The 12,667-nt window shown below is 57.3% G+C and carries 13 protein-coding genes; 7 read left to right on the top strand and 6 right to left on the bottom strand.

The window, feature by feature from the left end:
• Positions 1–628: 628 nt before the first annotated feature.
• From ACZYSM_RS23155 to ACZYSM_RS23140, 4 genes are all read right to left on the bottom strand, one after another.
• Positions 629–1,318: a DUF4197 domain-containing protein gene (locus ACZYSM_RS23155; RefSeq protein WP_489074967.1), complete on the bottom strand. Its 690-nt coding sequence runs from the start codon at positions 1,316–1,318 to the stop codon at positions 629–631.
• Positions 1,319–1,345: 27 nt separating this feature from the next.
• Positions 1,346–1,744: a YbaY family lipoprotein gene (locus ACZYSM_RS23150; protein WP_489074965.1), complete on the bottom strand. Its 399-nt coding sequence runs from the start codon at positions 1,742–1,744 to the stop codon at positions 1,346–1,348.
• A gap of 50 nt (positions 1,745–1,794) precedes the next feature.
• Positions 1,795–4,299 (bottom strand): glycerol-3-phosphate 1-O-acyltransferase PlsB, encoded by a 2,505-nt coding sequence (gene plsB / locus ACZYSM_RS23145; RefSeq protein WP_489074963.1) that lies wholly within the window; start codon positions 4,297–4,299, stop codon positions 1,795–1,797.
• A 242-nt stretch (positions 4,300–4,541) separates the two neighbouring features.
• Positions 4,542–4,919, bottom strand: coding sequence for a hypothetical protein (locus tag ACZYSM_RS23140; RefSeq protein WP_489074961.1), 378 nt, complete (start codon positions 4,917–4,919; stop codon positions 4,542–4,544).
• Positions 4,920–5,118: 199 nt separating this feature from the next.
• Between ACZYSM_RS23140 and ACZYSM_RS23135 the strand changes: the two genes are divergently transcribed.
• The 3 genes from ACZYSM_RS23135 (at position 5,119) to def (ending at position 6,973) form a co-directional block, all read left to right on the top strand.
• Positions 5,119–5,310, top strand: coding sequence for a CsbD family protein (locus tag ACZYSM_RS23135; protein WP_489074959.1), 192 nt, complete (start codon positions 5,119–5,121; stop codon positions 5,308–5,310).
• A gap of 176 nt (positions 5,311–5,486) precedes the next feature.
• Complete coding sequence (locus ACZYSM_RS23130) at positions 5,487–6,431, top strand: YihY/virulence factor BrkB family protein (protein WP_489074957.1); 945 nt, start codon at positions 5,487–5,489, stop codon at positions 6,429–6,431.
• Positions 6,432–6,433: 2 nt separating this feature from the next.
• Positions 6,434–6,973, top strand: a complete 540-nt coding sequence (def, locus tag ACZYSM_RS23125; protein ID WP_489074955.1) for a peptide deformylase — start codon at positions 6,434–6,436, stop codon at positions 6,971–6,973.
• A gap of 160 nt (positions 6,974–7,133) precedes the next feature.
• On the opposite strand, the gene ACZYSM_RS23120 is transcribed toward def, so the two are convergent.
• A complete protein-coding gene (locus ACZYSM_RS23120; RefSeq protein ID WP_489074953.1) occupies positions 7,134–7,544 on the bottom strand; it encodes a GNAT family N-acetyltransferase in 411 nt (136 codons plus the stop codon).
• A 395-nt stretch (positions 7,545–7,939) separates the two neighbouring features.
• Here ACZYSM_RS23120 and ACZYSM_RS23115 point away from each other — a divergent pair, with 395 nt between their 5' ends.
• From ACZYSM_RS23115 to ACZYSM_RS23100, 4 genes are all read left to right on the top strand, one after another.
• Positions 7,940–8,881: a fatty acid desaturase gene (locus ACZYSM_RS23115; RefSeq protein WP_489074951.1), complete on the top strand. Its 942-nt coding sequence runs from the start codon at positions 7,940–7,942 to the stop codon at positions 8,879–8,881.
• A gap of 192 nt (positions 8,882–9,073) precedes the next feature.
• Positions 9,074–9,865 carry a phosphate/phosphite/phosphonate ABC transporter substrate-binding protein gene (locus tag ACZYSM_RS23110; protein ID WP_489074949.1) on the top strand — a complete coding sequence of 264 codons (792 nt, stop codon included), beginning with the start codon at positions 9,074–9,076 and terminating at the stop codon, positions 9,863–9,865.
• Positions 9,866–10,133: 268 nt separating this feature from the next.
• A complete protein-coding gene (locus ACZYSM_RS23105; RefSeq protein WP_489074947.1) occupies positions 10,134–10,688 on the top strand; it encodes a sigma-70 family RNA polymerase sigma factor in 555 nt (184 codons plus the stop codon).
• Positions 10,685–11,698: an ABC transporter substrate-binding protein gene (locus ACZYSM_RS23100; RefSeq protein WP_489074945.1), complete on the top strand. Its 1,014-nt coding sequence runs from the start codon at positions 10,685–10,687 to the stop codon at positions 11,696–11,698. Before ACZYSM_RS23105 ends, ACZYSM_RS23100 begins: the two co-directional genes overlap by 4 nt.
• Positions 11,699–11,981: 283 nt before the next feature.
• Here the strand turns inward: ACZYSM_RS23100 and gstA are convergent, their stop codons facing one another.
• Positions 11,982–12,584: a glutathione transferase GstA gene (gstA, locus tag ACZYSM_RS23095; protein ID WP_489074943.1), complete on the bottom strand. Its 603-nt coding sequence runs from the start codon at positions 12,582–12,584 to the stop codon at positions 11,982–11,984.
• Positions 12,585–12,667 lie beyond the last annotated feature (83 nt).

The following is a 12,667-nucleotide window of genomic DNA, read 5'->3' as shown; positions in this document are numbered from 1 at the left end:
GTTGAAGACAGGGACTGTTTAACCGTCGTATTCTTTTTCATGGATTCGCCCTCGCTGTCGGTGGCTTCTTAGACTGCCCCCGTGGCGCATTGACGCCTCGGCGCGGGCGAGTCCATCCAATTACGGCGTGTCACTTTTTCAGACGCCGGAATGCCGGCCCAGCAAAAAGTAACCAAAAGGCTTTGCCCCAAGCGTACGGCCCCTCGCCAAGGCTCGGCGTTCCCTCGCTCCGGCATTCATCAGGGGGCATCGCCCTCCGGTCTGCTGCGCTACGACCTCCATGCGATGTCCTCGGCTTCGCCGAGGGGCGCTGCGCGCCAGTCCCCTGATGAACACCTCCACTCGGCCTTCCGAAGGGGCGGGTAGATCAAAAGCCAAAGCAAAAGCGAGGCGGCCTACCGGCCGGCATGTTTGTTTGGTCGGGTGTACGCCGATGTGGGAGTGGGCTTGCTCGCGATATAGGTCTTGTGATCGTTCCCACGCGGGTGGGAACGATCAAATCTATGCTCTCTTGTCTCAATTTTTATGAATATTGAGACATCTTTGCGTTTGTGCCGTACTAAGAACTCAGTTTTTGGCTTTTTTGAGACAGCGATGATGCGAAGGAGCATCTTTTGATCTTCGCGTTCTAGAGCGTACCAAACACCTTCTTCGCCAGGCTGGTAGCCGCTGCCGCCGGGTTCTGGCGGATGGTTTCTTCCTGTTTGCCGATCATTTCGAACAGGCCGTTGAGTGCCTGTTCTGTTACATAACCTTCGATATTGGCATTTTTCGCATCGACCACGCCGAGGGTCGCGGCTTGGCCGGCGAAGGAGTTGTATTGCTTGGCCAGGCCGACCTGATCGGTTGCCTGCTTGACGATCGGCAGGAACTTGAGGCGAATTTGCTCGCGGCTGGTTTTGCTCAGGTATTGAGTCGCCGAATCCTTGCCGCCACTGAGAATGCCTTTGGCGTCGTCGACGCTCATTTTTTTCACGGCATCTACCAGCAATGCCTGGGCTTGCGGCACCGCAGCTTCAGCCGCTTTGTTCATGCTGGCTTCCAGTTCGTCGACTTGGTCGCCCATGCCGAACTGCTTCATCTTCTTGGCAACCTTGCCCAGATTACCCGGCAACTCGATCTTCACGTCCGGGTTGTTGCTGAAACCGCCCGGGGTGCCCAGTTGTTTGACGGCGATTTGCGCGCCTTGGGTCAAGGCGTCCTTGAGCCCGCCGGTGGCGTCTTTTTGGGAAAGATCACTGAGGGACAAGGCCAGCGCACTGGCGGAGATCAACACGCCCGCACACAAACCGGCGAAGCGAAGGGAATGACGGAGCATGGCAGCTTCCTTAATCAAGAGAGGGAGTTAACGTACCGCATCGACGCGGATTTTCAACGGCTGCGCATCCTTGCCATTGAGTTGTACGCCGTGATGTTCTGTCGTAATAAACACTAGCTTGCTATCCACTTCGATGCGCGCACTGACCGAGTAGCGATGGCCGGGTTTGACCTGGCTCGGGTCATAGCTGAGGTGAAAAGGCAGTGGCACCTGACCTTTGACCGGGCCGCTTTGTTCGTCCAGTACGATGGCAGGCGCGTCGGCGAGGGAAACATCCTGCAGGCTGACGCTGAGGATCGCCGTTGGCGGCAGGGCGATGCGTTGCAGGTAGAACACTTCGCCGTCGAGAGTGGCTTTGGGGGACGGTTGCAGGGTATGGCAGGCACCGAGCAGGGTCGTGACGGCAAGCAAAGAGAGTTTTTTCATCGGGATCTCCGTATCGATGGCGCCAGAAGACAACTGGCGCCTGAAATAATCTAGTCGGTTTGCTGCGGGGCATCGACCTGATCGGCCGCATCTTCACTGCGATGCAACGCCACCTGACGAATCGACAAGCGAATCTCTGCCGGCAATACGCGCTTGGCCGCGCCTTCGGCCAGTTCGCCGAGCAGTTCGCGATAGCTCAGTTTGCCAGCCTCATCGCGACGTAATACGTCGAGATCCAGCAGCGTTTGAATGAAGTGGCGGAACAGGCTCTTGTCGAAGAATTCCGGTGCGTTCAGGCCATGCAGGATCGACAGGCGCTGGGCCATGACGGTGCACAGGTCTTCCAGTTCTTCGGCGCTGATGCTGTTCTGGCCGCTGTTGAGCAGCAGTGAGATGGCCATATAGAAGCGTTGCAGGGTTTGGGCGATGCTCTTGGACAACAAGGTCAGCAGCACAAAATGTCGCGAGCTCGGTGCAGGGCGCACATACACCTCTTTCTCGAAGCGCAGCAGGCCTTGCTCGACGAAAGCTTGCAGCCATTGATCGACCACCGCATCCAGCTCTTCCAGCGACCAGCGGATGAACAGCTCCGATTGCAGGTACGGATACAACGCGTGGGTATAGCGCAGGATCTGCTCGCGACTCATGCGCGAACTGCTCTGGAAGAAGCTCGCCAGCAGCGCCGGCAGGGCGAAGATATGCAGCACGTTGTTGCGGTAGTAAGTCATCAGGACGGCGTTCTGTTCGTCCAGATACAGAATTTTACCCAAGGCATCGCTCTGCTCGGAAAGCAGGTCCATGTCTTTCACGTGCTCGATCAACGCGCGGCCGTCACCTTCCGGCAGCGTGGTGTGAGGCGAGTAGGGGACGCGGCGCAACAACGCCAGATACAGGTCGAGGACCCGCGCCATGGCGCGATCATCCAGCGCCAGACGGCTGGTGGAGAGCAAGGCCAGTGCCACCAGATTGACCGGGTTGATCGCTGCGGCTTCGTTCAAGTGCTGAGCCACACGCTTGCCAAGACGGTTGGTGGTTTCGTTCAGCCACGCCGGGCGGAACTGCGGACCCAGCTCCTGGGAACGCCAGTCCGGTTGCTCCTTGTCGAGAAAATCAGCCAGTTTGATCGGCTCGCCGAAGTTGACCGCAACCTGGCCGAAACGCTGTTTGAGGGCGCCAATGACCTTGAAGATATCGAAAATCGACTCTTTCTTCTTGGTCGCACCGCGCAACTCGCCGAGGTAGGTCCGGCCTTCGAGAACACGTTCGTAACCGATGTACACGGGGATGAAGACAATCGGCATCCGCGATGAACGCAGAAAGCTGCGCAAGGTGATCGCCAGCATCCCGGTTTTCGGTTGCAGCATGCGCCCGGTACGCGAGCGGCCGCCTTCGACGAAGTACTCCACCGGGAAGCCTTTGATGAACAACGTGTGCAGGTATTCGTTGAACACTGAGGTGTAGAGCGGGTTGCCCTTGAAGGTGCGACGCATGAAAAACGCACCGCCTCGGCGTAACAAACTGCCAATCACCGGCATGTTGAGGTTGATCCCCGCGGCGACGTGCGGCGGGGTCAGGCCGTTGCGAAACAGTAGATAGGACAGCAGCAGATAGTCGATATGGCTGCGATGGCACGGCACATAGATCACTTCGTGACCCTGGGCGACGGCTTGCACACCTTCGATGTGGTTGACCTTGATGCCGTCGTAGATCTTGTTCCAGAACCAGCTCAGCACCACTTCCAGAAAGCGGATCGCGGTGAAGGTGTAGTCCGAGGCGATTTCATTGCCGTAGCGCAGCGCCTGAGCCTTGGCTTTATCCGGGGATATGTTCTCGCGTTCGGCTTCTTCGAGGATCGCCTGCTTGACCAACGGCTGATTCAATAGTCCTTTGACCAGATTGCGTCGGTGGGAAATGTCCGGGCCGATCACCGCCGCTTTCAGATTGCGAAAGTGTACCCGCAGAATCCGCTGGGCCATGCGCACAGTGCGTTCATGGCCTTTGTTGTGTTCGATCAGTTCGCGCAGATGAATGGGGGCCGAGAACTGCACGCGGGTCTTGCGTCCCAAAATCATGATGCTCAGCAGCCGGCGCAGGCGCCCGGTGACGGCCCAGCTGTCGGCGAACAGTAGTTTCCACGGGCTCGATTCGCTGCCTGGGGATTGGCCCCAGAACACGCTGACTGGAATGATTTGCGCGTCTTCAGCAGCATTCTGGCTCAAGGCGCTGACCAGGCGGGTCAGCGTCGGTGGAGCACCGCGTTTGTCCTGGCGGCCAAGCCAGTCGGGCTCCGGCGTCAGATAGAAGAACGCGGCAGGTTCCAGCAGGTTGCCCACCGACACCGGCAATATCGGGCGCGGCAGGCCGGCCTTGCCGCATTCGGTGTCGAGCACGGCCAAATCGGTCAAGGATGGGTTTTGCAGGACGTAGAACACCGGACGACTGCGGTCGAGGTTGAGGGTGAAGGACGACTGGTTGATCGTCTCCGAGCGAACCCAGAGGTACAACAGCCGGCGCAAGGTGCCAAACACAAGACGGCGGAACGGGGAGCGGGTCATACGGCTTCTGCGTTAGTTAAAAAAACCGAGCAGGTGCTCGGGGGCCGGTAGTGTGCCGTATTCACCGAAAATCGGCAAAAAAGCAGGGAAGTAAACTTGAGTTGGAGGCTTTTATGCGGGTCTTGCACTCAGCCCTGTCCAGAGCAGTATCCAAATCCTGTGTGACAGGCATAAAAAAATCCGGAATCTTTATCGGATTCCGGATTTTTCGGTGGAGTGTATCGCGTTGGAAACTTCGGCGGTTACAGCAAAAATTTCGCGAAATTCACGCCAGTACCGGCCGGGCGCACGTCTTCAAGGAAAGCATCCTTGTCGGCGCTCAACTCCAGGCTCACGGTAGGCTTGCGTTTACCTTGGTTGCGCACCACCAGGCCTTCCATCTTCTCGCGCAGAAACACGGTTGGCACTTTCAGGTGCAGCAACTGGTCGGTGCTCGGGGTGTGCAGCAACAAGTGAATCCACTCGTACTGACCGATGGCCAGACGACTGACGGGGATATCGAACCACCAGATGTTCTTGTTGCGGTTCAGTTCGGTGAAGTGGCAGTTATTGACACCCAGCACGGCGCCGCCGAGTTCCTGGTTTCTGCGGGCAATGGCCTGCGTTTTATCGAGTTTCATAACATTCCTACGGGTTGGATCTTCAGCGCCACGGCCTGAATACGTTGCGCATTCTCGGGGGTTGAGGGGTAAACATAAAGCCAAACCTGCGCGTGGCGATGAAATGACGCAGTGAAAATAAATGAAACTCTGCGCAACGGCCTAGGGTCAGTCTTTAAGTAACGACGTTTACACCTCTATTTTTACCTGGAGAAACAGCATGAGCAGCACTGGCGATAAAATCAAAGGCACCGCGAACGAAGTGGCTGGCAACGTAAAGCAGAGCGTGGGTAAAGCCACTGGCAATGACAAGCTGCGTGCCGAAGGCAAAGCTCAGGAATTGAAGGGCGATGCGCAAAAGGCTAAAGGCCAAGTCAAAGATGCGATCAAGAAAACTATCGATAAAATCTGACGTGGACGGTTGTCTGATCACAGCTGAACGGCCATCCGCGGATGGCCGTTTTTGTGTCAGGTAAGGGTGGTCAAACAACGAATTTGTTTCAACACGGTCAACTAAGCTACTTTGATGTAGAAAACGGCCCCTGAGTCTCCACCGACTTCAACCTTTTTGCGGCGAAAGGAGACGCTATGATTTTTCCGGATTTGAAAGGCTTGCCCCTGCATCGCGTGATGATGCGCACGATTACCGAATTCATTAACGACGAGATGTCGACTTATGCTTCGGCACTCGCCTATCAGATGCTGTTCTCGCTGTTTCCCTTCCTGTTGTTTCTCATCGCCCTGATCGGTTTCCTGCACCTGCCGGACTTCTTCTCCTGGCTGCGTCTGCAATCGGAACTGGTGTTACCGCCCCAAGCCCTCGAACAAGTAAACCCGGTGATCGACCAGCTCCAGCAATCCAAGGGCGGGCTGCTCTCGGTGGGTATCGTGATTGCACTGTGGACCGCGTCCGCCGGCGTGCGGCTGATGATGAGCGCCATGAACGCCGCTTACGACGTGGTCGAAGGACGCCCGATCTGGAAGCGCTTTCCACTGTCGATTTTCTACACTGTCGGCATCGCCGGGATGCTCCTGGCTGCCGCCGCTTTGATGGTCCTGGGGCCGCAAGTGATGGGCTGGCTGGCGGGGCAAATCGGCATGGAGGACTTTGTCGTCACAATCTGGACCATTCTGCGCTGGCCGTTGGTCGTCTTGCTGCTGATGGTCTCCGTGGCATTGATGTATTACGTCATGCCGGACGTGAAGCAGGAATTCCGCTTTATCACCCCGGGATCGGTGCTGGCGGTGGTGGTGTGGATCGTCGCTTCTCTGGGCTTTGGCTATTACGTGAAAACCTTCGCCGATTACAACGCCATGTATGGCAGTATCGGCGCGATCATCGTATTGCTGTTGTACTTCTATATTTCTGCGGCGGTGTTGTTGCTCGGCGCGGAAATGAACGCGACGATCGATCACATGTCGACCCAAGGCAAGCAACCTGACGAGAAGGACTTCAACGGGGACGACGAAAAACAACACGTTTCGGGATTGGGACGGGATCACTCGCTCAAGCCGACCACTGACGAAGCCTGAATATGATCCGTGAAATTTTGAAAATGGGCGACGAGCGCCTGCTGCGCATTGCCCCGCCGGTGCCGTGCGAGATGTTCGACAGCCCGGAACTCTGGCAGTTGATCGACGACATGTTCCAGACCATGGAACATGTGGGCGGCGTGGGTCTGGCTGCGCCACAAGTGGGCGTCGACCTGCAACTGGTGATCTTCGGTTTCGAGCACAGCGAACGCTATCCGGACGCAGATGCCGTACCGCAGACCATCCTGATCAATCCGCTGATCACGCCATTGAGTCCGACGCTGGAAGAGGATTTCGAAGGCTGCCTGTCGGTGCCGGGTTTGCGCGGTGCAGTGGAGCGTTATCAGCAGATTCGCTACGAAGGTTTCGACCCCAAGGGCCAACCGATTGTGCGCATTGCCTCAGGCTTCCACGCACGGGTTGTTCAGCACGAATGCGATCACCTGATCGGCCGGCTGTACCCGTCTCGGATCAGCGATTTCAGAAAGTTTGGTTTTATCGAAGAGATGTTTCCAGATAGGGATCCTGCGGCGGACGATTGAGCCAATTGTTCGGGCCTCTTCGCGGGCAAGCCCCAATGCTGTTCAGTTAAGGAAATGAGGTTTTTTGTAGGAGCGAGCTTGCTCGCGATGGACTCAAGGGCGACGCGTTTATTCAGACAACACGCGTTATCGTTAACGTCCATCGCGAGCAAGCTCGCTCCTACAGTTCTATGCCCATGGCAATCAAGGGTTTAGTGCGAGCGTAGCGGGCCAGGCGATCTGTCAGTGACTGGGGAAGCCGTGGGTCGATGGAAAACCCCAATCCCTCATAGAACGGTTGCAGATCTGGATGGCAGAACAGCCAGACCTGCCCATCGATGCGCGCAATGGCATGTTCGACCAACTGCATGGCAATCCTTTGGCCTCGATAGGCAGGATCGACAAACAACCCAGTCAACCAATGCCCTTGGGCGACCGCTGTCAGGCACAACCCAGCAATGATTTCCCCCCGCTTGGCGACCCACAACTGGCCCTCGCTGGCAGCGCGCATCGGCGAATTGTGCAGGCGATAGAACTTGTTCAGCAGAGGGCGTAGCGGCTCGGTAAGCAGGCTGAAATGTAGGTCTGGCATGGTTGTAGAGAAATTCTATGAAGGGCGATGAGGGGCGCAGAATTATAAATCGCTTAAATAAAACCCTGCTGCGCAATAGGTGTTATACCTCATGTTACATCCCGTATGAGTGGAGCGAGCATCATGGCTAAAGGCATGGATTCAAAGAAAGCTGCAAAGAAAAAGCCGGCAAAAACCGCCGATGAAAAACGCGCCGACAAGAAAGCCAAAAAAGTCGACGTGTTTGGTCACTGAGTCGTCTTTCACGGAGCCCGGCAATCGGGCTCCGCTTTCACTTCCAAGCGTTTACTTCTAAGTCAGTAACCCATCGATCTGCAAGATTTCGCTGCGCTATTGCACAGAGGGGGATGACGCCGACGTTCATTTGTCGGCGGGTCCCTGCTTTGAGCGAAGCCATGCCCAATTATCTTGATCAAGCCCAACGAGAAGAACTCGAAATCCTGCGCCTTAGCCTGACAGGGCGGACGCAATGGCCGACCTGGTTGTTGCTGATGGGCGTCTACGGTGCCTGGTTTTGCGTGGTGCTGGCTAGCCCATGGCTGGGATTGTGGCTGAGCACGGCGCTGCTGATTCCCATCGTTGTGCTGTGGATGTCGGTGCAGCACGAGCTGTTACACGGGCATCCGACGCGTTTTACCTGGCTGAACAAAATCCTTGGTTATGCGCCGTTGGCGGTCTGGTATCCCTACACGCTGTACCGCGACAGCCATTTGTTGCACCACCGTGATGAAGACCTGACGTTGCCCGGTCGCGACCCGGAAAGCCGCTACTTGAGCCGACGCCAATGGCAGGGCAGCTCGCTGTTTGAGCGCAGCCTGCACTGGCTGAACAAGACCGTGGTCGGTCGTCTGTTAGTGGGAGCACCGCTGGCGTTGTTGGCGCTGGCGAGGGAGGAGTTGCAGCGCTTGCGTCGAGGCGAACAACAGGCTTGGCTGATGTGGCTGACCCACGGCGCGCTGACCGTGCTGATGCTGGGCTTCATCGCCCGTTACAGCGTGGTGCCGGTCTGGCATTACCTGTTGCTGATCAGCGTGCCGGCGTTGTCGGTAGCAATGATCCGTTCCTATTATGAACACCGCCCCCACGGGCAAGCGGAGCAGCGCACGGTGATCAACGAAGCGGCGTGGCCCTGGACCTGGTTGTTTCTCAATCTGAACTTGCATCTGGTGCATCACGACTTGCCGGGGTTGCCCTGGTATTACCTGCCACGTGTGTACCGTGCCCGCCGCGCGCAATGGCTGGCGCGTAGTGGCGGATTTCTGGTGCAAGGCTATGGTGAACTGTTTCGTCGACACGGGCTGGCGGCGGTAGACAGCCCGGAGCATCCGTTTGATTGATTTTGATTGCGAGACGCAAATCTCCCGTAGCAGCTGGCGAAGCCTGCGTTCGGCCGCGTAGCGGTCGTAAAATGGACTATCGCATTTTTCAGAAAAACCGAGCTGTTCGATATGCGACCGCTTCGCGGCCGGACGCAGCCTGGCGGCAGCTGCTACGGGATGCTGTGCCGCATTGGAAATAGGAGCCTGACAATGCCCACCTGCTACGCAGAACTGCTGATGTACGTCGCACCTGAGCAAGTACGCCAAGCCAACGAACAATGGCTGACTCGTATCCTCGAACGGCTCGGCGTTACCCGTCGCCGCGCGCATGGCCTGGAGCTGATGCAGCTCTGGCTCGCTGCGCAACTGCTGCTAACCCAAACCTGCGGTTATCCGCTGATGACCGCCCTGCGTGGGCAGGTTCGGGTGATCGGCCGGCCTCGCTTTGAGCTGCCCGACAGTTCAGACGGTAGCCATTGCAGCCTGCTGCTGACCCGTGTCGATGAGCCGCGTCGGACCCTGCAGGCGTTGTTTGGCAGTCGTGGGGTGATCAATGGGGAGGACTCCAACAGCGGCATGAACCTGCTACGCCATCGGCTTGCGCCGCTGCAACAGGACGGCCGGTTTTTCTCCAGTGTCTCCATCAGCGGCAGTCATCGCGAGAGCCTGCGCTGGTTGCGTGAAGGCAAGGCGGATTTGGCCGCCATCGACAGCGTCACCTTCGCCTACCTGGCGCGTTATGCCAAAGAAGAAGTCGCGGGGTTACGGGTGGTGGCGCGCAGTGCGGTCAGCCCGACGTTGCCATATATCGGTGTCGCTGGGCTGACTGATGAACAGGCCGAGCGGATTCGTGAAGTGATGAATCTGACTTTGCGGGAGTTGCCCGACGTGGCTGAAACCCTTGGGTTGCGGGAAGTGTTGCCGGCATCTGAAGGCGACTATCAGGTTCTTCTCGACTATCAGCAAGAGGCTGAAGAGCTTGGTCTGGCTCGCCTGCGTTGATTGTTTTGAGATTTTTCGCGGGCAAGTCGGATCGCCGCCCGCTCGCTCCTACAAAAGCAGCGCCAATCCCCATCATGGTGTGATCGACCTGTAGGAGCGAGGCTTGCCCGCGATGACGATGGATCAGGCGATAAACATCCCATGCTCATAAATTCCATAAAGATATATAAAAATACTTTTTAAGTATTATTAAAGAATAAGTCTCCTTGATAGGATCGCGTCACCGGAACACCGGACATACAGCGCAACCATTTCTATTGGAGCCTCCATGTCCGGCGCCGACACTTTTCACCGCGAATACGTGGGCGGATTATTCCGCAATCATTACCAGTGGCTGTGCGCACGTTTGCGCCGCCATCTGAACTCCAGCGCCAGTGCCGAAGACATTGCCGCCGACACCTTTGTCCACCTCCTGAGCACTCCGGGGCTGATCCCGATCCATCAGCCGCGTGCGCTGCTGACCACCATTGCCCAGCGATTGATGTACCAGCTCTGGCGCCGTCGCGACCTGGAGCGCAATCACCTTGATGCCTTGCGGCAGGACGAAGAACTCCAAGGGTCTTCACCTCAGGATCTGGCGCAGGTACTTGAAGCCCTGCACGGCATCGACCGTCAGCTCAAGCGCTTGCCAGACAAGGTCCGCGCAGCTTTCTTGCTGGCCCGGGTCAATGGACTGACTTATCCCCAGGTTGCTGCGCAACTTGGAATTTCCCAACGTTCGGTGAGTGATTACATGACCCGCTCAAGTGCTGTCTGTGCGCCGTGGAATGCCGCGAACCCCCCGCCATTACTCCGACAACCCTCCATTCAGAGGTCCGCATGAGATCGATCAAAACCCTGCTCGGCAGTTCGCTGCTGGCGCTAAGCCTGCTGGCACAACAGGCACCTGCGGCCGAGAAACCCGCGCCGATCCACTTTGGTGACATCACGTGGGAAAGCGGCAGCCTGATCACCGAGATTCTGCGTTTGATCGTCGAGAAAGGTTACGGCTACCCGACCGACACGCTGCCGGGTAGCACCGTCAGCCTCGAAGCTGCGCTGGCCAAGGACGACATCCAGGTGATCGGCGAAGAATGGGCCGGGCGCAGTCCGGCATGGGTCAAAGCGCAAGCCGAGGGCAAAGTGTTCGGCCTCGGTGACACCGTCAAGGGCGCCACAGAAGGCTGGTGGGTGCCGGAATACGTGATCAAGGGTGACCCGGAACGTGGCATCAAGCCTTTGGCTCCGGAGCTGAAATCCGTTGCCGATCTGGCGCGCTATAAAGATGTGTTCCGTGACCCCGAGGACCCAACCCGCGGACGTTTCCTCAACAGCCCGACTGGCTGGACCTCGGAAATCGTCAACAGCCAAAAGCTCAAGGCCTACGAGCTGACCGATAGCTTCGTCAACTTCCGCACCGGCTCCGGCGCGGCGCTGGATGCTGAGGTCGCCTCATCGATCCGTCGTGGCAAACCCGTGTTGTTCTACTACTGGTCGCCAACGCCGTTGCTGGGTCGTTTCAAACTGGTGAAACTCGAAGAGCCGGCGTTCGATGTCCAAGCCTGGAAAACCCTGGCCGATGCCAACAACCCGCACCCAAAAGGCACTCGCTCAATGCCCGCCAACCTGGCCATTGGCGTCTCCGCGCCGTTCAAAGCCCAATACCCGGACCTGGTCGCATTCTTCGAGAAAGTCGACCTGCCAATCAATCTGTTGAACCAGACCCTCGGTCAGATGAGTGAGAAACGTCAGCAACCGAGACAGGTTGCCGCAGCGTTTCTGAAGGATCAGCCGCAGGTCTGGAAGGGCTGGGTACCTGCAGAAGTGGCGACACGGGTGAGTGGGAGTTTGTGACCGATCGATCTGGCCGGACTCAGTGTTGACTGTCCGATTGCTTTCGCGGGCAAGCCAATCAGCTAAGGAGTTTCAGTTTCGGCACATTCCCTGTAGCAGCTGGCGAAGCCTGCGTTCGGCTGCGAAGCGGTCGTAAATCCTGCTTCCACGGTTAACCTGAAAAAACGCGGTGTCTGATTTTACGACTGCTGCGCAGCCGAACGCAGCCTGGCGGCAGCTGCTACAGATTGTGTGGCAGCTTAACTGACCGGCATTGAGGCTTGCCCGCGATCGATCTAACGGCTTACGCCATCTCCGCGGCCAACGCTGCTTTAACTGTCGGACGTGAATCAATCCGCGCCTGGAAACGCTCAAGCGCCGGCCATTGCCCCAGGTCGATAGCAAAGAGCCGCGTCCACCTCAATACGGTGAACAAGTACGCATCGGCAACGCTGAACGGCTCACCCATCAGGTAATCCTGCTGCTCCAGCGCCTGGGTCAGCACGGCGAAACGCTTGAACAGCTTCTCCCGGAAGATCGCCTTTACGTCATCGGGAATCGAGCTGTTGAACAGCAGTCCCAATCCGCCATGAATCTCGCTGGAGACGAAGTTCAGCCATTCCTGCAAACGCACTCTTTCCCAGGTTCCATTAGCGGGTGCCAGACCTGTTTCTGGTTTTAGATCGGCGAGGTATTGCAGGATGGCCGGGCCTTCGGTCAGTACCTGTGCGTTATCCAGCTGCAACGCCGCGACATAACCTTTGGGGTGGATGGCGAGAAAGTCGGCGCCGTCGATGGTCTTCTTGGTGGCGTTGTCGACGCGGATCAGTTCGAACGGTAGCTCCAGTTCACGCAAGACAATGTGCGGTGCCAACGAGCAGGCCTGGGGTGAGAAATACAACTTCATAGAGGGGACTCTTCTGGACGGTTTTGATCAGTGTCATAGTCGTCGCCATCATCCGTAAAATTACTCTTTCAGAATCTTGCCAT

Source organism: Pseudomonas sp. F220 (genome assembly GCF_057813935.1).
The sequence above is the reverse complement of the archived record's forward strand: the minus strand, read 5'-3'. Positions and strand labels throughout refer to the sequence as shown.

Coding starts and splice junctions, on each gene's coding strand:
- ACZYSM_RS23155 (WP_489074967.1), bottom strand. CDS start 1,318: ATGCTCCGTCATTCCCTTCGCTTCGCCGGTTTGTGTGCGGGCGTGTTG.
- ACZYSM_RS23150 (WP_489074965.1), bottom strand. CDS start 1,744: ATGAAAAAACTCTCTTTGCTTGCCGTCACGACCCTGCTCGGTGCCTGC.
- plsB (WP_489074963.1), bottom strand. CDS start 4,299: ATGACCCGCTCCCCGTTCCGCCGTCTTGTGTTTGGCACCTTGCGCCGG.
- ACZYSM_RS23140 (WP_489074961.1), bottom strand. CDS start 4,919: ATGAAACTCGATAAAACGCAGGCCATTGCCCGCAGAAACCAGGAACTC.
- ACZYSM_RS23135 (WP_489074959.1), top strand. CDS start 5,119: ATGAGCAGCACTGGCGATAAAATCAAAGGCACCGCGAACGAAGTGGCT.
- ACZYSM_RS23130 (WP_489074957.1), top strand. CDS start 5,487: ATGATTTTTCCGGATTTGAAAGGCTTGCCCCTGCATCGCGTGATGATG.
- def (WP_489074955.1), top strand. CDS start 6,434: ATGATCCGTGAAATTTTGAAAATGGGCGACGAGCGCCTGCTGCGCATT.
- ACZYSM_RS23120 (WP_489074953.1), bottom strand. CDS start 7,544: ATGCCAGACCTACATTTCAGCCTGCTTACCGAGCCGCTACGCCCTCTG.
- ACZYSM_RS23115 (WP_489074951.1), top strand. CDS start 7,940: ATGCCCAATTATCTTGATCAAGCCCAACGAGAAGAACTCGAAATCCTG.
- ACZYSM_RS23110 (WP_489074949.1), top strand. CDS start 9,074: ATGCCCACCTGCTACGCAGAACTGCTGATGTACGTCGCACCTGAGCAA.
- ACZYSM_RS23105 (WP_489074947.1), top strand. CDS start 10,134: ATGTCCGGCGCCGACACTTTTCACCGCGAATACGTGGGCGGATTATTC.
- ACZYSM_RS23100 (WP_489074945.1), top strand. CDS start 10,685: ATGAGATCGATCAAAACCCTGCTCGGCAGTTCGCTGCTGGCGCTAAGC.
- gstA (WP_489074943.1), bottom strand. CDS start 12,584: ATGAAGTTGTATTTCTCACCCCAGGCCTGCTCGTTGGCACCGCACATT.